The sequence below is a fragment of the Algibacter lectus genome (genome assembly GCF_900112395.1).
GTDB lineage: Bacteria > Bacteroidota > Bacteroidia > Flavobacteriales > Flavobacteriaceae > Algibacter > Algibacter lectus.
This window is the reverse complement of record NZ_FOLN01000006.1, coordinates 277,217-298,338: the sequence shown is the minus strand read 5'-3', so window position 1 is coordinate 298,338 and position 21,122 is coordinate 277,217. Positions and strand designations below refer to the sequence as shown.

16 protein-coding genes and 1 pseudogene are annotated in these 21,122 nt (G+C 33.6%); 13 read left to right on the top strand and 4 right to left on the bottom strand.

Going from position 1 to position 21,122, the window contains the following annotated elements; all coding sequences use genetic code 11:
• Positions 1-56 precede the first annotated feature (56 nt).
• Entirely contained in the window at positions 57-2,447 is a 2,391-nt protein-coding gene (locus tag BM246_RS12680; RefSeq protein ID WP_074938363.1) for a heavy metal translocating P-type ATPase, read from the bottom strand.
• A gap of 211 nt (positions 2,448-2,658) precedes the next feature.
• Here BM246_RS12680 and BM246_RS12675 point away from each other — a divergent pair, with 211 nt between their 5' ends.
• From BM246_RS12675 to BM246_RS12640, 8 genes and pseudogenes are all read left to right on the top strand, one after another.
• Complete coding sequence (locus BM246_RS12675) at positions 2,659-3,900, top strand: PAS domain-containing sensor histidine kinase (RefSeq protein ID WP_074938361.1); 1,242 nt, start codon at positions 2,659-2,661, stop codon at positions 3,898-3,900.
• Entirely contained in the window at positions 3,900-4,949 is a 1,050-nt protein-coding gene (locus tag BM246_RS12670) for a response regulator (protein WP_042500160.1), read from the top strand. Before BM246_RS12675 ends, BM246_RS12670 begins: the two co-directional genes overlap by 1 nt.
• Positions 4,950-5,036: 87 nt before the next feature.
• On the top strand, positions 5,037-5,876 hold the full coding sequence (locus tag BM246_RS12665) for a universal stress protein (protein WP_074938359.1): 840 nt from the start codon (positions 5,037-5,039) through the stop codon (positions 5,874-5,876).
• Between the two features lie 49 nt (positions 5,877-5,925).
• Complete coding sequence (locus BM246_RS12660) at positions 5,926-6,603, top strand: Crp/Fnr family transcriptional regulator (RefSeq protein ID WP_074938357.1); 678 nt, start codon at positions 5,926-5,928, stop codon at positions 6,601-6,603.
• A gap of 90 nt (positions 6,604-6,693) precedes the next feature.
• A complete protein-coding gene (locus tag BM246_RS12655) occupies positions 6,694-7,818 on the top strand; it encodes a vWA domain-containing protein (protein ID WP_042500165.1) in 1,125 nt (374 codons plus the stop codon).
• Between the two features lie 98 nt (positions 7,819-7,916).
• A complete protein-coding gene (locus BM246_RS12650; protein ID WP_074938355.1) occupies positions 7,917-9,383 on the top strand; it encodes a MoxR family ATPase in 1,467 nt (488 codons plus the stop codon).
• Between the two features lie 259 nt (positions 9,384-9,642).
• On the top strand, positions 9,643-11,730 hold the full coding sequence (locus BM246_RS12645; protein ID WP_074938354.1) for an HAD-IIB family hydrolase: 2,088 nt from the start codon (positions 9,643-9,645) through the stop codon (positions 11,728-11,730).
• Positions 11,731-11,746: 16 nt separating this feature from the next.
• Positions 11,747-13,030, top strand: a pseudogene (locus BM246_RS12640) (glycosyltransferase); the annotation flags it as partial.
• Positions 13,031-13,044: 14 nt separating this feature from the next.
• On the opposite strand, the gene BM246_RS12635 reads toward BM246_RS12640, so the two are convergent.
• The 3 genes from BM246_RS12635 to BM246_RS12625 all read right to left on the bottom strand — a co-directional run bounded on the left by BM246_RS12635 (position 13,045) and on the right by BM246_RS12625 (position 16,219).
• On the bottom strand, positions 13,045-13,617 hold the full coding sequence (locus BM246_RS12635) for a YdeI/OmpD-associated family protein (RefSeq protein ID WP_042500170.1): 573 nt from the start codon (positions 13,615-13,617) through the stop codon (positions 13,045-13,047).
• 5 nt (positions 13,618-13,622) lie between these two features.
• Complete coding sequence (locus BM246_RS12630; RefSeq protein ID WP_074938353.1) at positions 13,623-15,236, bottom strand: M1 family metallopeptidase; 1,614 nt, start codon at positions 15,234-15,236, stop codon at positions 13,623-13,625.
• A gap of 236 nt (positions 15,237-15,472) precedes the next feature.
• Positions 15,473-16,219 carry a hypothetical protein gene (locus BM246_RS12625; RefSeq protein WP_074938349.1) on the bottom strand — a complete coding sequence of 249 codons (747 nt, stop codon included), beginning with the start codon at positions 16,217-16,219 and terminating at the stop codon, positions 15,473-15,475.
• Positions 16,220-16,420: 201 nt separating this feature from the next.
• Here BM246_RS12625 and BM246_RS12620 point away from each other — a divergent pair, with 201 nt between their 5' ends.
• The 5 genes from BM246_RS12620 (at position 16,421) to BM246_RS12600 (ending at position 21,101) form a co-directional block, all read left to right on the top strand.
• Complete coding sequence (locus BM246_RS12620) at positions 16,421-17,287, top strand: PPK2 family polyphosphate kinase (RefSeq protein ID WP_074938347.1); 867 nt, start codon at positions 16,421-16,423, stop codon at positions 17,285-17,287.
• 202 nt (positions 17,288-17,489) lie between these two features.
• Positions 17,490-18,902, top strand: coding sequence for a M20/M25/M40 family metallo-hydrolase (locus BM246_RS12615; protein ID WP_074938345.1), 1,413 nt, complete (start codon positions 17,490-17,492; stop codon positions 18,900-18,902).
• Complete coding sequence (locus BM246_RS12610; protein WP_074938343.1) at positions 18,903-19,370, top strand: type II secretion system protein GspG; 468 nt, start codon at positions 18,903-18,905, stop codon at positions 19,368-19,370.
• A gap of 3 nt (positions 19,371-19,373) precedes the next feature.
• Entirely contained in the window at positions 19,374-19,925 is a 552-nt protein-coding gene (locus tag BM246_RS12605) for a hypothetical protein (protein ID WP_074938341.1), read from the top strand.
• A 177-nt stretch (positions 19,926-20,102) separates the two neighbouring features.
• Positions 20,103-21,101 carry a T9SS type A sorting domain-containing protein gene (locus tag BM246_RS12600; protein WP_074938339.1) on the top strand — a complete coding sequence of 333 codons (999 nt, stop codon included), beginning with the start codon at positions 20,103-20,105 and terminating at the stop codon, positions 21,099-21,101.
• Positions 21,102-21,122 lie beyond the last annotated feature (21 nt).

Genomic DNA, 21,122 nt, shown 5'->3' with positions numbered 1-21,122 from the left:
GATTCTATTTTGATTCAATAAAAATAAACACTCTTTTAATTATTTTTCTATTCTTTTTAATAGGCCTTTTTCTTTTGCAATTTTCGACCTAAAAAATTTGTACTAACGGTTGTAAATACTACAATACTAATAGAGCTTAAAGGCATTAATATAGCAGCTATAACGGGGGCTAGTTGACCTGTAACGGCAAAATATAACCCAATACTGTTATAGAAAAAAGACAGTAGAAAACTCCATTTTATAATTTTGATAGCCGATTTGGAGGCTTTAATAAAATCATACAATTGATTAAATTTTGAAGCATCGAGAATAGCATCACATGCTGGAGAAAATATGTTTACATTTTCTGAAATGGCGATACCAACATTACTTTGTGCTAAGGCGCCAGCATCATTTAGTCCATCGCCTATCATTAAAACCTTTGCTCCAGATTTTTGATGATGTTTAATGTACTCTAGTTTATCTTCTGGTTTCTGGTTAAAAAACAGTTTCGTTTTTGCAGGCAATAGTTTAGTTAGGTTTTCTTGCTCGCCAGCATTATCTCCTGAAAGGATTACTAAATCGTAATGTTTTTTTAATTTATTAAATAGTTTAGAAAGTCCTTTTCTGTATTTGTTGTAGAAAGTAAATCGTCCTTTATACTTGCTATTGGTGCTAACGTAAACAGCAGTATTTAAAGTAGCTGTTTCTGCGGTGGCACCTACAAAAGGCGCAGAACCTATTTTAATAGTGTCTTGGTTATGTTTGGCTTCTATACCTTTGCCTATATGTTCTTCGTAAGTATCTAGAGTAACAATATTGTGTTGATCTAAAAGGGAGTATAGCGATCTGCTTAATGGGTGATTGGAGTTTCTTAAAGTGCTTCTAAGTAAAGATTCTTCATTGTTAGAAAGATTAGAGCCTTCGTACATTACAGAAGTTTCTTTATTCGCAGTAATGGTTCCGGTTTTATCAAAAATAATAGTGTTAATAGCTGCTAATTGCTCGATAACGGAAGCGTTTTTTGCATAGAACTTCAGTTTCCCGAAAATACGAAGTAAATTTCCGAAGGTAAAAGGAGCAGCTAATGCGATTGCGCATGGACAAGCGATTATTAAAACGGCTGTAAAAACATTTAATGCTTTAGATGAATCTACAAAAAGCCAATATCCCGTAGCTATAAATGCGATGCTTAAAACAGCAATTGTGAATTTTTTACTAATAGCATTGGTTAATGTGGTAAAACCATCCTCTTTGTTTTTATTAAAGACATCGTTACTCCAAAGCTGGGTTAAATAACTTTGCTCTACGGTTTTTAATACATCTACTTCAATGCTGCCATTTAGTTGTTTTCCTCCTGCAAATAATTTATCGCCCGATTTTTTAGAAACCGCTTCAGATTCGCCTGTTACAAAACTATAATCAATACGTGCTTTTCCGTTAATTAATATACAATCTACAGGAATTAACTCTTCATTCCTAATCAATAATCTATCACCTTTTACAATATCGTAAACCTGCACAGATTCTTCTTTGCCATCATTATACAATTTAGTGATTCCGATAGGGAAATACGATTTGTAATCTCTTTCAAAAGATAAAAAGTTGTATGTTTTCTGCTGAAAAAATTTACCGAGTAGTAAGAAAAATATAAGGCCAGTTAGACTATCGAAAAAACCTGTGCCTAAATTCAGAATTATTTCTGCAGTACTTCTTACAAATAAAACTATAACACCTAAAGAAATAGGAACATCGATATTTAAAATTTTAGATCGTAAACCTTTATATGCTGAAATAAAATAATCTTGGGCCGAGTAAAAAACAACAGGAAGTGAGAATGAAAACATAAGCCATCTAAACACGGGAGCGTAAGTTTCAATCCAAAAACCAGTAACCTGAAAATATTCGGGAAAGGATAAAAACATCACGTTTCCGAAGGCAAAACCAGCAACACCTAGTTTATAAATAAGCGATCGGTCTACATTTTTTTTACCAACGCTATAATCGTCTAAACTAATAAAAGGCTCGTAACCAATGCTGCCTAAAAGTTTAACCAATTGCTTTATGGTAATGTTATTACAATTGTAAGTTACACGTACTGTTTTTTTACCAAAATTTACAATTGATGCGCTTATGGCAGGATTTAATTTGTTTAAGTTTTCTAAAATCCAAATGCAAGAACTGCAGTGAATATGTGGTATGTATAAGGTTGCTATTTGTGTTGTATTGTCGTTAAAATCTAATATGCTTTCAACAATTTTAGCGTTGTCTAGAAAGTTGTATTTGCCTTCAATATCGCTAGGTTTGGCTCCAGCAGATGCTTGTAAATCGTAATAGCAAGTTAAATCGTTTACAGAGAAAATCTCGTATACGGTTTTACAGCCGTTACAACAAAACGGTTTATCATCAAATGTAATTTCAGCCGCAGACGCGTCTAAACCACAGTGAAAACATGGGGTTTTACTCATTTCTAATTGCTCATTTATACCTATTGCAAAATTCAGAAATCAACCGTATTTTAAATATGATATTAATCATGTTTTTGCTATTTTTACAAAGTACAAAATTTTACTACAAGGAAATTCTGACAGTATGAAATTAAGATAATTAGCTTAATTCTGTGTTTATCACTATTTCTGTTTTCGTGTTTCATGTAAGGTTTCAAAATCAATTTCAATAATGTTTCAGAATAGTGATCGAATTTTTAATGTGCTTTTTGAAGCTGTTTCAGAAGGTGTTATTGTTGTCGATAAAAATCAAAAAATTGTTGCAACCAACAAGTCTTCCGAGAGTATGTTTGGTTATACCAAAGAAGAACTTTTAAACGCAGACTTAAATATTTTAATTCCTAAAACTTATCATGCCAATCATGGTGCTCATTTTGATGGTTTTATGAAGAATAAAGAAAGCCGTAAAATGGGGCGCGGTAGAGATTTGTATGGCGCTCATAAAGATGGTTCTACATTCCCCGTTGAAGCTGGATTAAATCCGTTAGAAATTGGAGGAGAGTCCTTTATAATGACATTAATTATAGATATTTCTATAAGAAAACAGCAGGAGCTTGAGTTACTCGAACTTAATAACGAGTTAGAGCGAAAAGTTAACGAGCGTACTACAGAGTTAAGTAATACGGTTGAAGAATTAAAGATTGTAAATGTTGAGCGTGACGAAGAAATAAAAAAACGTATTGATGCTCAAAATAAAATAAGCAACGCGCTTAAAAAAGAAAAAGAGCTTAATGAGTTAAAAACTAAATTTTTATCATCAGTTTCTCATGAGTTTAAAACGCCTTTAAGTGGTATTTTAACATCATCTATGTTGTTAAGTAAGTATAAGTTAACAGAGCAACAGGAAAGACGCGATAAGCATATAAAGACTATTTCCGATAAGGTACATTATCTTAATAATATTTTGAATGATTTTCTATCTATTGAAAAGTTAGAAACTGGAAAAATGAATTATAAATTAACTACTTTTAAATTGAGTAAAGTGGTTAACGAGGTGGTTTACAATGCAAATATGCTTTTAAAAGATGGGCAAAAAATAAATTATCCTGAGAATATTGATGATTACTCCATGCATCAGGATGAGAAAATTTTAGAATTAGCATTATCTAATTTAGTGCATAATGCTATTAAGTATTCTTCGGAAAATACCATTGTCGATATCATGATTAAGCAAGATGATACCCATACTACATTCGATATAAAAGATAACGGTATTGGGATTCCAGAAAAAGATCAAAAAAGTATATTTAATCGCTATTTTAGAGCTGAAAATGCCTTACTTGAGCAAGGAACGGGTATTGGATTAAATATCGTGAAAAGCCATTTGGAAAACTTAGGCGGTACTATAAGTTTTAAAAGTGAAGAAAATAAAGGAAGTATATTTACAATTATAATAAAAAATAAAGCAGAATAATGAATAAAGTATTATTGATAGAAGATGATGTTGTTTTAAGAGAAAACACAGCAGAATTATTAGAACTGTCTAACTATAATATGATGACTGCTCGAAACGGGAAATTAGGAGTAGAATTGGCTATTGCAAATTTACCGGATATAATTGTATGCGATATCATGATGCCAGAACTCGATGGTTATGGTGTTTTAGAAGCGCTATCTAAAAATGAAACGACTAAGCATATTCCTTTTATATTTTTATCTGCAAAAACAGAGCGTAGAGATGTGCGAAAAGGGATGGATTTGGGTGCCGACGATTATATCACTAAACCCTTTGAAGAAGATGAACTTATTAGTGCCATAGAAAGTAGATTAGCTAAAGCAGCTATTTTAAAAGATATAAGCGATAAAAAAGAAGACGCAAAGGTTGACGAGTCTGAGATTAGAACGCTTAATGATTTAAAAAACTTTTTTGATGATAATGGTGAAATAACAAAGTACGGAAAAGGCGATGTTATTTATGAAGAAGGACAACACTCTAATTATATTTATTTAATAGCTAAAGGTTTAGTGAAGTCTCATAAATTTGATGAAAAAGGGAAAGATTTAACCACTGCGCTCTATAAAGAAGACGATTTGTTTGGTTACACATCTTTTGTGCAAAACACAACTTACGAGGAGTCTACAACCGCCATAAAAGAAACCACCTTAATAGGTGTTACAAAAAGCGCTTTAAAAGAGGTGCTTAATAACAACCACCAAGTCACCTTAGAATTAATACAATTACTAACAGAAAATCTAACCGATGTAAAAGATCATTTACTGCAAATGGCATACAGTTCGGTTAAAAAAAGAACAGCAAATACCATTTTACAATTTGCTGAAAAATTAAATAGAAATCCACAAGATACTATTAGAATTTCGCGTAACGATTTAGCCAGTGTTGCTGGTATTGCTACCGAAAGTTTAATTAGAACCCTATCTAGTTTTAAAGACAGTGGTATTATTGAAATTGAAGGTAGAAATATCAAAATTTTAGATTTAGATAAACTGCAACAAGTACGTTAAAATATTCTAAATATGGCGTGTTCATGATATTGGTCATATTTCCTTAAACATCCTGCCTTTATTTTTGTTCTCTAGAAGAAGATAGGCATGAAGAATATTTTAATACCCACAGATTTTTCTGAAAACGCATGGAATGCCATAGAGTATGCGTTGCGTTTTTTTAGTAAGTCGTCGTGTAATTTTTACATATTGCACGTAAACACTTCCGAGGTTTCCAGATTTCAGGAACAGGTATCAACAAATGAAGATACCATAGTTTCTAGTGTCGTAAAAAGTCCGTCAAAAAAACTGCTACAACAAACTATAAAACGTATTGTAAAAAGTCCTTATTTAAGTGATAAACATCGTTTTTATCCGGTAATGGATAACAACTATATTCTTAATTCTATTAGAAAACAGGTTACAGAAAAAAAGATTGATTTTATTGTCATGGGTACACGTGGCGCGTCTGGTTTAAATAATTTAGCTGTTGGGAGTAATACCGGGAATGTAATAACAAAAGTAAAATGTACTACATTGGTTGTGCCCGAAAACGCAAAGTACGTTAGTCCAAAAGAAATAGCTTTTCCTACAGATTTTTCTTTTTTCTATAATGTAGAAACCTTGCAGCCTATGGCCGATATTATTGAGGCAAACCATGCAGCGGTTAGAGCGCTTCATATCAATAAAAAAAGCACAGATCTTAATGAAGATCAACAAAAAAACAAAGAATTTCTAGACGATTATTTTAATAACCACGAGCATACGTTTCATTTTTTAACAGACCATCATATCGAAGATGCTGTTCAGAATTTTGTTGAACATAAACAGATTAATTTAATTGCCATGATGGCCAAGAATTTAAATTATTTTCAAAAAATTCTGTTTCATCCTACAACACCCAAAAAGCGCTATTATACAGATGTTCCTTTTTTAGTTTTACATTAAATGGAGTTTTCAATCAAAATTATTTTAAAGTAAAAACAGCAAGATAGGTATGGGGAAGTGTGAACAATGTATAATAAAGCAGTTTAATGCAATGAAGTCTTTAACTAAAGATGAGTTAATTCGTATTTCAGGCTGTAAAACTTCTAGAATTATTAAAAAAGGAGAAGTTATTTTCGAAGAAGGAGAGAATATAAACGGAGTCTATTGCATAAAAGATGGTATTTGTAAGTTGTCTAAACTAAGTGAAAATGGAAAAGACCAAATAGTGAAAATGGTTGTAAAAGGCCAATTGTTAGGGCAGCGCTCACTTATAACGGAAGAAGTTTCTAATCTACAAGCTGTAGCATTAAATGATATGGAGGTGTGTTTTATACCTCGTGTCGAGATTATGGCAGATCTTCAAAATAATCTAAAATTCTCTTTTGATGTGCTTAAGGTTATGGCTAGAGATTTGCGAGAGTCCGATGATATTATTGTCAACATGGCTCAAAAAACAGTGCGTAAAAGGCTGGCAGATGTTTTAATTTATCTGCATAGTAATTTTGGTGAAAACACAGATGGCACATTAAGTATTTTGTTATCGCGCGAAGATTACGCTAATATTGTGGGCACTGCTACAGAATCTGCTATTCGTATTATTTCTCAACTAAAAAAAGAAAACCTTATCTCTACTAAAGGCAAGTATATTAAAATCGAAGATTTGGCGGGTTTAAAACGTGTAGAATAACACAGTATAACCGAACTCATTCTACCCATAGATAATTCCGATTATCACTTGCTGCTTTTTTGATTTTAAATTGAGTATTTTTATAGAGTTATGAATAGAAATACATCAAGAAAAGGTTTTGTTTTTAAAACTTACGAAGCGCCTTATCAATCGCCTTTCGATAAGTTATTCGATATTTTTAAAGAACTTATTACACATACTTCTGGCGATTTCGACGAGGCTATAGATTGGTTGCGCGAACTCGATAAAGAATACACTTTAACTACTGCAGAATATACTATAGACGATTTTATTGAAGACCTTAAAAAGAAGGGCTACATAAAAGAAGAAATAGATCCAGATGGTAATGGCGGTATCGCGATTACAGCAAAAACCGAACGTGCTATAAGGCAGCAAGCCTTAGACCAGATTTTTGGAAATATAAAGCGCAGCGGGCAAGGGAATCATAAAAGTAAAGGGCAGGGTACAGGCGACGAGCATACTGGCGATTTTAGAAACTATCAATTTGGAGATGCTTTAGATAAAGTATCGATGACGGAAAGTTTAAAAAATGCGCAAATTAATCATGGAATTTCTAATTTTACCTTATCGGAAGATGATTTAGTTGTTGAAGAAACCTTGCATAAAGCGCAAATGAGTACCGTGTTAATGATTGATATTAGCCACAGTATGATTTTGTATGGTGAAGATAGAATAACACCAGCTAAAAAAGTAGCCATGGCTTTAGCCGAATTAATTACCACGCGATATCCAAAAGATACACTCGATATTTTGGTGTTTGGTAACGATGCTTGGCAAATAGAAATTAAAGATTTGCCGTATTTAAAAGTTGGACCATACCACACAAATACCGTTGCTGGTTTACAATTGGCTATGGATTTACTCCGAAGAAAACGAAACACCAACAAGCAAATTTTTATGATAACCGACGGCAAACCAAGTTGCTTGCGTCTTCCGGATGGTCAATATTATAAAAATAGTAATGGCTTAGATACCCATATTGTAAATAAATGTTATGCCATGGCGCAACAAGCGAGGCGTTTACATATTCCTATTACCACCTTTATGATTGCACAAGATAACTACTTAATGCAGTTTGTTCGTGAGTTTACAAAGGCCAACCAAGGGAAAGCTTTTTACACCGGTTTAAAAGGTTTGGGTGAAATGATTTTTGAAGATTACGAAACCAATAGAAAAAAACGAATTAAAGGATAGAAAAGATAAAAGAATAAAGAGATTAGAAAAAGAGAGTTGTTGACGACTACGTATTGTCTTTTTTCTCTATTCTAGAATCTCTTTTCTAAATATAAGATATGAAAATAGAAAACATAAAAACATTAGGTGAACTTAAAAAGTCAGGTTACAGCAGTAAATCAATAAAAGATGAATTGCGAGATAATTTAATCATAAAAATTAAAAATAAAGAAACCACTTTCGAAGGGGTTCATGGTTATGAAAATACCGTGATTCCTGAATTAGAGCGTGCAATTTTATCAAGGCATAATATTAATTTATTAGGTTTACGCGGACAAGCAAAAACACGTTTAGCACGTTTGATGCTGAATCTTTTAGATGAATACATTCCGTTTGTATCAGGTTCGGAAATTAATGACGATCCGTTACAGCCTATTTCAAGATTTGCCGTAGAGTTAATAAAAGAAAAGGGAGACGATACACCAATTTCTTGGTTACATAGAAGTGACAGATTTGCTGAAAAATTAGCAACGCCAGATGTTACGGTTGCCGATATTATTGGAGACGTCGACCCTATAAAAGCAGCAAATTTAAAGTTAAGTTATGCCGACGATCGTGTGATTCATTATGGTATGATTCCGAGAGCAAATCGTTGTATTTTTGTAATTAACGAACTTCCCGATTTACAAGCTAGAATACAAGTAGCTCTGTTTAATATTCTACAAGAAGGCGATATTCAAATTAGAGGTTTTAAGCTGAGGTTACCTTTAGATATTCAATTTTTATTTACTGCAAACCCAGAAGATTATACCAATAGAGGGAGTATTGTAACGCCTTTAAAAGATAGAATTGGGTCGCAAATATTAACGCATTATCCCGAAGATATTGAAACAGCTAGGCGTATTACCGAACAAGAATCTAATTTAGTTGAAGGGCAAAAAAGCGCTGTGAAAGTTCCTGATTTTGCTAAAGACCTTTTGGAGCAAATTGTTTTTGAAGCTAGAGAAAGTGAATATATAGATGCTAAAAGTGGTGTAAGTGCTAGGTTAAGTATTACAGCATTCGAAAATTTATTAAGCACAGCCGAAAGACGTGCCCTAATTTGTGGAGATGATAGTACTACGGTTCGTTTAAGTGATTTTTCAGGTATTATTCCTGCAATAACTGGTAAGGTCGAGTTGGTTTATGAAGGTGAGCAAGAAGGTGCTGCTGTGGTGGCTTACAATCTTATAGGTGAAGCTGTAAAGAGTCTTTTTGAAGAATTTTTTCCGAAGATAAGTAAACTTCAAAAGCAAGATGAGGAAAGTCCGTATGATGATATAGTATCATGGTTTTTCAATGAAAAGGATGGTTTTGAATTGTTAGACGATTTAAAAAACAAAGAATATACTAATTTATTAGATGCCATTTCTCCTTTAGATGATTTACTTGGTGAATATCAACCTAATTTAAAACCTGAAGATGCTTATTTCATGAAAGAGTTTGTGCTTTGGGCATTAGTAGAGTTTAAATTATTAAGTAAACAACGTTTTTCCGAAGGCACTCAATTTAGAGATCCTTATGGAAGTTTTATAAGTGGGATTTAATCACTTGATAAATAAGTTTTTAATTAAAAAAGCGATAAGAAATAAATTTTCTTATCGCTTTTTTTGGGTTCACCAATTATCATATACTCAAAAATTATAGTACTGTTTTTAATATTTCGTAGTCTTTATCTTTCTATTTCCCATATAAGGAAAACACTTTTGGTTTAATCCGTTTTCTTTGGTTTTTTAACGAAAAATCGTTAGTTTATACTCAAAACAGAGTAAAAATTGACAATAATCGATAAATTTTAAAGATTTTATGGAAAAACCTAATAGTGAAATTCAACATGATATCAATTTATTATCTTTTGATATAGATAACACGCTTATAGATTTTAATACTCATAAAAGTAACTTTCGGAAAGTATGGAAAAAACACAAGCCAGAACAAGGTGTTTTACTTGCATACAATACGGGGCGTTTGGTTGATGATGTTATTCATTTAATAGAAAAAGGGACATTGCCAGAGCCCGATTATATTATTTCTGGTGTAGGTACTCATATTTATGATTACAATAAAAAATGTGTTGTTAAGGAATTTAATGACGTTTTAGACGATGGTTGGGATTTAAAATTGGTAGAAGATATTATACAAAATATCGACGGCCCAATAAACGAACAACCAAGTAAATATCAGCATGATTATAAGCGTAGTTATTATTTTCACAATGCTACAGAAGCTGTTATTACCGAGATTGAAAATACTTTTGTTAGAGCCAATATGGATATTAACGTGGTATATTCTCAAGAGCAATTTCTAGATATTCTTCCTAAGTGGGCCAATAAAGGAAATGCGTTACAATGGCTTCTACGAAAACTAAATTTAAAAGCTTCGAATGCTTTAGTTGCTGGAGATAGTGGTAACGATTCTGCTATGTTCGATATGGAAGATATTAAAGGAATCGTGGTAGCGAATGCTCACGAAGAACTTTATAAATATACCAAATACCGTCAAATCTACCATGCAGAAAAAGATTGTGGAGATGGAGTTATAGAAGGTTTAGTGTATTATGGTATTCTGCCCGAAGAGGCTATTGTATCAAGCAATACAGACCATACCGAAGATTATATTATTCAACAGGAATTAAATAGTATTGCTTCCGAAGATGATAAAGAAAAACTAGATCTTATTTTAGAAGGCTACGAGAAAGCCATTATTGCTCTAAAGAAAAATATAACACCTCTTGGGTTTTCCGCATGCTCTATTGAAGATAATATTACCCATGGAACCGATGAAAACTACCATAGTGTTTGGGCCAGAGATGGCGCCATTACAGTAATTGGTTCTTTGTCTTTAGTTGATGATGAAGAGATACATAAATGTCAACGGCAGACTTTAGTAACATTAATTGAGAATAGCTCGAGAAACGGACAAATCCCTTCTAACGTACGTTTAAAAGATAAGCAACCCGATTATTCTGGAGTAGGTGGTATTTGCTCTATAGATAGCGGTATATGGGTTGTAATTGCATTTTACGAATATGTAAACGTTACAAAAGATATTAAGTTTTTACGTAAATATATTGGAGATATTAAAGAAACCATGCGTTGGCTTGGTGCGCACGATAGTAATAATGATGCTTTATTAGAAATTCCTGAGGCCGGAGATTGGACGGATTTATTTGGCGGAAGCTACAATATTTTATATGATGAAATTCTTTGGTATCGCTCTAATGTGTGTTTTGGTAGAATGTTAGAAATGCTCGGCGATTATGATGAAGCTGGAGAATACATCCGTTGGTCTCAAGTTATTAAAAAGGAAATTTTACAGAATTTCTGGCCATCTACCCAACAGAAATTATTTCAAACGGTGTCATTCGCAGAGCGTCAGTTTACACTAGGTGATACCCCGTATTTAATTCAACAAACTACTCCATTCGATTTTAGTTGGCGTTGTGATGTTTTCGGAAACGTGCTCGCCTTTTTGTTTGGTACAGTCGATGCAGAAAAAGCGCATCAAACCTTTAAATTTATGTTAGGCGTAGGGGTTAACGATCCTTTTCCGGTATCTAATGTGTATCCGGTTGTAACACCAGGAGATCCAGATTGGAAACCCTATTACACCGTTAATTTATTGAATTTACCAAACCATTATCACAACGGGGGTATTTGGCCTTTTGTAGGTGGTTTTTGGGTGAAGTTTATCGGGAAACTTGGTTTTAGAGATATGGCTATTTCTGAGTTGCATAAGCTGGCATTAATAAATCAGGAAGGTTTAAATGATGAGTGGGAGTTTAATGAATGGGCACATGGTATCACCGGAAAAGCTATGGGGAAAGCTTATCAAGCTTGGTCTGCTGCACAGTATATTTCGGCTTGTCACGATTTAAAAATAATTAAGAAATAATTTAACAAACTATAAAACTATGAAATCAATATTAATGATCTCTTTACATGGATATGTAGGAGCAAATCCAGAACTTGGTAAGCCTGATACAGGAGGGCAAGTAGTTTATGTTTTGGAACTTGCAGAACGTTTTAGTCGGTTAGGTAAGCGGGTAGATTTGGTAACACGTCAATTCGAAGATCAACCGGAGTACGATAATGTTCATGAAAATTATAGTGTTTGGCGAATTCCTTTTGGAGGTAAAAAATTTATTAGGAAAGAAGATATGCACGACCACCTTAAAGCTTTTGTAACAAATACTTTGGCTGCCATAAAAAAAGAGAATAAAAAATATGATGTCGTGTATTCGCATTACTGGGATGCCGGTTGGGCAGGTCAAAAAATAGCTGAAGAATTGGGCATATCTCACGTACATACACCGCATTCTTTAGGTTGGTGGAAACAGCACAGTATGGGAAGCGATATGGACGAAAAGGAAATGGAAAAGACTTATCGTTTTAAAGAGCGCATTAGAAAAGAATATTTTGTTTACCAAATGTGCAACCATATTGTGGCAACTACTTTGCCTCAAGTCGATTTATTGACTCAACAATACGATGTGCTGTCTAAAAATTGCACCATGATTCCTCCTGGTATTGATGAAAATCGTTTTTACCCAGTGCCTTCCAAAGAGAATGATAAAATTAGAGCAAAATACGATATACAACCTACCGATATTCTTGCTTTAGGTAGAATGGCGCATAATAAGGGTTACGATTTATTAATTAGAGCGCTCCCAACAGTTTTTGAGCTTTGTCCAGAAGCACGATTAGTCGCAGCCATTGGTGGTGACCAGTCTGAGCAAGATGATAAAGGTGTTGCAGGTTTAAAAAAATTAGCTAAGGAATTAGGGGTTTTAGATAGAATAACATGGAAAAATTATATCGCTGATGAAGACTTAGCCAACGTCTATCGCGCAGCTAATATTTTTGTAATGCCTTCACGTTATGAACCTTTTGGTATGGTAGCCATTGAAGCTATGGCGTGTGGAACACCGAGTGTGGTAACTGTGCATGGTGGCTTATACGATTTAATAGATTTTGGAAATCAAGCATTATTTGCAGATCCACATAGACCTACAGAATTTGGAGCTATGATGGCCATGCCTTTATTATATCCTAAAATGCGAAATGAGCTATCTGTGGAAGGTGCTCGTTTTGCTAGACGTAATTTTGGATGGACAGGTATTGCCAAACGTATGTTGCAAGTATTTACAAGTTCTATCAGTCAAAACACCATGGAATCTAATCTGTTTTATTAATAGAAATTCTTAATTTACCAGGTATCTCTACTTTTGATATTATTAGCGCATAATCGAATAATTTCGGTTATGCGCTTTGTTTTTGTAGCCTCTCGTTTAGCGCTATGCAACCAAAATAAATAATGTTTTTTATAGGAAGGGGCAAAGTTTTCGTAATTTTTAAAAGCTTCAGGGTTTTCATCAAAGGCTTTTTTTAAAGCATCTGGTATAATGCCTTTTTCAACAGAATCAAGTGCAGTCCAGCTGCCGTTTTGTTTACCTAGATTTATAATGTCTAATCCAGACTGATGCATTAATCCTTCTGCAGTAAGCGTTTTAATATACTTTTTGTTTAAGGCGCTCCAAACGCTTTTTTGGTTTCTTGGAGAGAAATATTGTTTGCGTTTTCCATCTCCCAAACTTTTTACTGTAGAATCTATCCAGCCATAACAAATGGCAACTTTTACGGCTTCTTCCCAGCGCATCGAAGGCTGTTCATTTTCAACTTTATAAAAAATCAAATAGACACCTTTAAATTCTTTATGGTTTTCATGTAGCCATTCGCGCCAAGCGGTGTCTGTTTTAAAATAGAGTTCTGGAGTTTCCAAAGGTATTATAGTTTCTTGGTTTCAACATAAAAATCAATATCCACATCGAATGTTGAAATGTTTGAGTTAAAGTCTAATGTTTTCCATTCAGAAGTTGGTTTTAACCAAACGTCTTCATCATTTATTTTAACTTCAAGAGGCATATCAAAATTGGTAACAATGTTTGTCCATCGATATTTTAGTGTTTTCTTGTCAATAGAATATTCTAAAGTAGGGACTTTCACAGATCTTAAATATTGATTGAAAAATGCTGTTAAATCAATGCCTGATTCTTTAGATAAATAATCTTCAATTTGCTTAGTAGTTACTGTTTGGTGATAGAATGTTACGTTCATTTTACGTAATATTTGTCTCCATTTTTCATCGTCTTCAATGAGTTGACGTAAGGTGTGCAGCATATTGGCACCTTTGTAATACATGTCTCCAGAGCCTTCTTTGTTTACGTTGTAATTTCCAATAATTGTGCGGTCGTTTCTAATGCTGTTTCGAGTTCCAACTACATATTCCGAAGAGGCTTGTTTTCCGTAGTAATAATCTAAAAATAAATTTTCCGAATACGCTGTAAAACTCTCATGGATCCACATATCGGCAATGTCTTTATTCGTAATATTATTGGCAAACCACTCGTGTCCCGATTCGTGAATAATGATAAAATCGAATTTTAAGCCCCAGCCTGTTCCCGATAAATCTCGGCCTAAATATCCTGGTTTGTATTGGTTGCCATAAGTAACCGAGCTTTGGTGTTCCATGCCTAAATAAGGTACTTCTACTAGTTTGTAGCCGTCCACATAAAAAGGATATTGCCCAAACCAATGTTCAAAAGCTTTCATCATTTTTGGCGCGTCTTTAAATTGTTCTTTGGCTTTTTCTAGGTTATCTTTTAAAACATAATAATCCATGTCTAGGTTTCCTCCTTGGCCATCATAAACTTCAGAAAAATGAGCATAATCGCCAATGTTTATATTTACACCGTAGTTATTAATAGGGTTTTTTACAAACCAACTATATGTTTTGGTATCTCCAATACGCTCTTCAAGTCTCAACCTTCCGTTTGATACATTCATTAAATCTTTTGGCACGTTTACGCTAATAAGCATACTGTCTACTTCATCGTACATATGGTCTTTACATGGCCACCAAACGCTAGCGCCTAAACCTTGGCAAGATGATGCAATAAAATCATTTCCATTCGAGTCTTTTTTCCAAGAAATTCCGCCATCCCAAGGTGCGTTAACGGCTTCTTTCGGGTTGCCTTCATAATATACATCTAAACTTTTTACAGTGTTTAAATCTTGGTTTTCTTGAAGTTTAATAAAGTGAGCATTGCCATCATGTTTAACATCAAGTTCGATGTTATCTTGAACAACTTTAGTTATTTTTAAAGGTGATTGTAAATCAATTTGCATTACAGAATCGGCTTTCAATACTTTATATTGAATAGTGTTTTTTCCAGAAATAAATTTATTTTCCGGGTCTACTTTTATGTCCAAGTGATAATAGGTTAGATCCCACCATTCGCGCTCAGGAGTAATACTTCCGCGTAGCGTATCTTGCCTTGTGAAATTGTGTTTTTCTTGCATTAATCCTTGTGAAAACAACGATATAGAAAATAGAAACATTAAGGAGCAAACAGGCCATTTAAATTTCTGAGTAAACATGCTTTTGGGGTATTTGTTGGTTAATATGTTTTGCGCTTATACAATAGTATTATTTTTTACGGCTCGAACCAAATATATTCTATAACTGATTAGAATATATTAAATCTATTTAGTTCTAAAATATTTCAATTCAGACTATAAAAAAACGCCTCAAAAATAAATTCGAAGCGCTGTGTTTTAAGTTTGGAGTAACAGGTTTAGTTGGAGCACAAATCTAACTGCGTAACATAATCTGAAGCTAATTTTTTTAAGCTCGAAATATAGTGCGCCTTAATAGTTTCCATGCTTTCTTGAGATACATCTGTATCTGTAGCTGTTAACTTATTGTTACTGTTACACAATTTTAAACTTTCATTATAAGTTTTAACTGTAGAGCTAATTGCTAGTTTGTATTTGCCTATAAGTTGTTTCTTTTCTAAAGCCAAAGCTTCCGTTTGTTGCTCGGCTAATTTTTGTTTTATTTCTTGTTCCTTAAGTTTTAAAGCTGCTTGTTGTTGCTTTAATTGCTCTTGCTCTTTTTGTAAATTGGCTAAGGCATTATTTTCGGTTGAAGTCTCTTCAACTTCAATATTATTAGCATTGTTGTAGGCACATTTGTCAATTTCAATAACGCTTTGTTTACTTAAATCTCTGGCGCGTTTTACATAAAATCGGCCATCTTCATTTGTCGTTGCAGATTCTACCTGAACTAACAAATCTGAAACTTGATTAGCTAAATCAAGGGCTTTTTGACAATTACAATCTGCTAAATTTTGCTTAGATAATTTTATAGATTCTACCGAGCGGTTAGAGTAGTATTGTAAATGGCTAATATTGTTAGAGTCATAAGCATCCTTAACATGCGAGTAAGAATTAATTAAGTAAGCACTTGCATCTTCGCAATTTCCTTGGCCCTGCATGGCGTAGGTTAAAAATAAAATAGGTAGGAGTAAAAGGGTTTTCATAATAAGTAGGTATTAATAGGGATTTGGATGGGCTAAAGTATTAAAAACAATTTGGTCGAGGGTGCAGTTTGTCGAAAACACAGATAATACTTGGTTTTGTCCTTAAAATTCGAGCAGTTCACCATTTCTAAATTAGGTTAGTAAGTGGTTTTGTAAATTCTTTATTATATTTATAAAAATTAATTTCCGCAATACTATCATATGAAAAATATTGAAATAGATAAATTCAAAGTAACATCAAATATTTCCCTGAAAAACTTAGAAACTAAATTGGTAATAGACGATGCTAAAAGTGAATTAAAAAGCATTCGTAAAAAACTAGGTGAGTGGCAAAACATAATGTATGCGCACGATAAACACGCGGTTTTGGTCTGTTTACAAGGTATGGATACCTCAGGAAAAGATAGTTTGGTGCGCGAAGTTTTTAAAGAATTTAATGTGCGTGGTATAGAATGCCATAGTTTTAAAGTACCAACCGATTTGGAGCGCGGTCACGATTATTTATGGCGTCATTATTTAGTACTTCCACAACGTGGTAAATTTGGTGTTTTTAACCGCACACATTACGAAAATGTATTGGTAACTCGAGTGCATCCCGAATATATTTTGGGTGAAAATATTCCTGGAATAGAAACCGTAGACGATGTAAATGAAGCCTTTTGGGATAAGCGTTTCGAGCAAATTAATAACTTCGAAAAACACCTAGCCGATAACGGTACCATAATATTTAAGTTCTTTTTAAACTTATCTAAAGAAGAGCAAAAAAGCCGATTATTGCGCCGTTTAGATAAGCCTGAAAAAAACTGGAAATTCTCGCCCGATGATCTTAAAGAACGTAAGTTGTGGGACAAATACCAAGACTGCTATCAAGATGCCATAAATAGAACCTCTAAGTCACACGCGCCTTGGTACACTATTCCTGCCGACGATAAACCAACAGCGCGCTTATTGGTCGCGAAAATTTTACACGATAATTTAATTAAATATACCGATATCACAGAGCCAGAATTAAACGATAAAATTAAGGCTAATTTAGAGAGTTATAAAGCTCAGTTAGCTAATGAGTAAAAGGTTTTGGGCGTTTTAACACGCTTTCACTACTCGCTCCCTTCCGCTGGTCGGGGAGCTTAAACAGGCCGTTCAATCGTTAACGCAATTTCGGCTGGTTAATTAACAAAAAGTTATAATTTTCAATCAAGCTCGGTTTTGATGAAATATTATCTTTAACAAAAAAAAACTAACCCATATTAATAACCAAAGTATATTACTAATGATAAAATTAAAAAGAGTTTTAACAATTGCAATGGCTTTAAGTTCTGTTGTTTTAGTTGCCCAAAGTGATGAAGATGTACTTAAAACCATCTACAAGCAATCTTTAACAAACGGACAAAGTTACCAGTGGTTAAATCACCTTTCAAATCAAATAGGGAGTCGTTTATCAGGGTCTTTAGGTGCAGAGAAAGCAGTGGCTTACACCAAAGAAGAACTCGATAAATTAGGATTAGATAAAGTTTGGTTACAACCTGTAATGGTACCACGTTGGGTACGTGGAGCAAAAGAATATGCTTTTATAGAAACCGAACGCGGTAAAACAAACACGGTAAATATATGTGCCTTGGGAGGTTCAGTAGCTACGCCAGGTTTAGGTTTAAAAGCTAATATAGTTGAGGTTAAAAACTTTGAAGAATTAGAAGCTTTAGGGAAGGCTGAGGTCGAAGGTAAAATAGTGTTTTACAATCGCCCAATGCAGGCCGATTTAATTAGCACTTTCGAAGCTTATGGTGGTTGTGTAAATCAACGTTACAGCGGAGCTGTTGAAGCAGCAAAATATGGAGCAGTAGCAGTAATAGTGCGTTCTATGAATTTAAGACAAGACGATTTGCCACACACAGGAAGCATGACTTATGGTAATTTACCAGTCGATGAACGTATTCCTTCAGCAGCCATAAGTACTAACGATGCTAATTTATTAAGTACTATGTTGCAGCTTAATAAGGACATTAAATTCTATTTTAAGCAAAGTTGTAAACAGCTAAAAGATGTACAATCTTATAACGTTATCGGGCAAATTACCGGGAGTGAATTTCCAAATGAATATATGGTCGTTGGTGGTCATTTAGATTCATGGGATTTAGGCGATGGATCTCACGATGATGGCGCAGGCGTTGTACAATCTATGGATGTTTTACGATTATTAAAAGAATCTGGAATAACACCAAAACGTAGCATAAGAGTGGTGCTTTTTATGAATGAAGAGAATGGTTTACGTGGCGGAAAAAAATATGCCGAAGTTGCTAAACAAAAAAATGAAAATCATGTATTTGCTTTAGAAAGTGATTCTGGTGGATTTACACCTAGAGGTTTTAATTTCGATTGTAGTGATGCTAGTTTTAGTCAAGTTTTAAGCTGGGAGCCACTATTTAAACCTTACCTAATTCATTATTTTGAAAAGGGTGGAAGTGGAGCAGATGTTGGTCCGTTAAAAACAGAAACTAATGTGTTGGCGGGTTTACGTCCAGATTCTCAACGTTATTTTGATCATCATCACGCTAGTAACGATACTTTCGATGCTATTAACAAACGTGAACTAGAATTAGGAGCAGCAACCATGACATCTTTGGTTTATTTGTTCGATAAATACGGCATTAACCCAATAAATACCTCAAGGAATATTAAAAAATAAATGTGGCTACTTCTAGCAGAATTAATAGCCGATTTATTACTCTTGTTTCAAGATATTAAATTTTGGTTAAAAAAAAGAAAACGGCGCAAATTTGAAAAAGAGCATGGACTTCCTAAAAAGTTCATGCTTTATCCTTCTCAAAAAATAATGCTAATCGTTTTTCCTATTTCCTTAATATTATTCATTTCAGGGGGATTACTATTTACAAATTCTAATCAAGGTTCTACACGCAGTAAAATAATAGAATTAGCAAAAATACTAGAAAAAGAAAAACAAGATATAGGTCGATATCCAGAAAAAAATGGTGATGTTGTTAGGAATAATCCGTTGAGACAAAATGTAATATTCGATTCGTGGAAACAAGAGTTTCACTATGAATCTCTTAATAACGGAACCGAATTTAAACTACAATCTTTAGGAAGTGATGGTGAATTAGATACAAGTGATGACGTTAAACACAATAAATAAATTATGAAATTAAAACTTCTTATTTTACTAATAACAATAAGCGGAGTGGCTATGGCACAAAACAAAGAATTACCTTATTATGAAATTCCAGAAATGACAGAGGCTTATACTGCCGGAACTGTGGCGGCTAGAATGGTTGACGCCTTAGGTTTTCGTTTTTTTTGGGCAAGTGAAGGCTTACGTACTAAAGATTTAGAATATAAAGCAAGCTCGTCAAGCAGAACAAGCGCGGAAACTATTGAGCATATTTTTGGAATGTCTCAGTTTATATTGAATACAATTTCAAAGGAACCAAAGACAACCAATAAAGAGCCATTGTCTTTTAAAGTGCAAAGAGAACAAACCTTATTGAATTTAAAAAAAGCATCAGATATCTTGAGAGTAAGTAATAATTTGGAGCAATATGATACAGAAAGAGTTCAGTTTTGGAACATGATAAACGGACCAATTTCTGATGCTATTTGGCATTGTGGGCAATTGGTAACACTACGCCGTGCTTCGGGTAATTCATTTAATTCTAATATTAATTTGTTTAGTGGGAAAATTCGTAATTAGGTAGTAGGTTTTAGCGAGATTATTTAAAAATTCGCTTTAAAAATGATAATAATAGGGTTTTTCTGAAAAGTAAAAAGATAATCTGTAATTTCTATGAAACGCTGTTTTTCATCGATTTAGGGGAGAGCGTTTTTTGTAAGTTTGTGCTACAATTAATCCTATAAATTACAAATTACTATGAAATTAAAATTACTTTTATTACTTCTCGTTACGAGTTTGGGATATTCCCAAAATTCGATTCCTACGTTTGAGAGTGCGGCAGGTTCTGAATTTGCTGTTGTAAGCGCTCCAACAGACCAAAGTGCTGCAGGAGCAAATGCTACTTGGACTTTTAATGTTACTTATGACAATCAAAATACATCTGATGAGTATTCTACAACAGATGCAGCAATTTCTAACTATCCCGGTTCCACAGCTGTTATAAATACTAGTGTTGGTAATAGTCCAATAAGTAAGATTTTTTTAGAAAAAAGCGGAACATCTATTTCGTTTACTGGTGCAGAGAGCAATGGTTTCACTCTTGTTTACACAGATAAAGGTGAATTAGGTAGTTTTCCTTTAAGTTATTTGTCTGCTCCTAGTAATGATAATATAAGTGGTACTTTTAATTATTCTTCATATAATGGTACTTTTTCAGGTTCATTAGTTCGAACTGTAGATGCTAAAGGAACTTTAAACGTAAACATAAGTGGTTTGGCTGGAGAAAATTTTAGTGGAGGAGTAACTCGGTTAAAAACCGTTCAAGATATTCAGTTGTTTATTAGTTTTGGTGGGTTTCCAGTTAAAGCGGCAGATTTGACACAGACTTCTTACTATTATTATAAAGATAATGGTGATTTGGTGTTTAGAAGTACTAAAATTGATGTTTCTGGGGATGCTATAAACGACTCTTTCGAAACAGCTGAAAGTTTAATAACTAGTACTCTCGGTTTAGGTGATCATACAATAAGTGATGCAGATTTTTCTATTTTAACTAACCCTGTAAAGGAAGAGTTAAACATTAATGTTAAAGCAGAAGTAGAGTCTATTTCAATAGTAGATCTCTCTGGTCGTCAAGTTTTAAACGTAAAAACTAACGAAAGAAAATTAGTTGTAGATCAATTGAAATCTGGTTTATATATTGCAAATATCGCTACAGATAAAGGTATGTTCTCTCAAAAATTTGTGAAGCAATAATAAAATATTCGTATTTACATT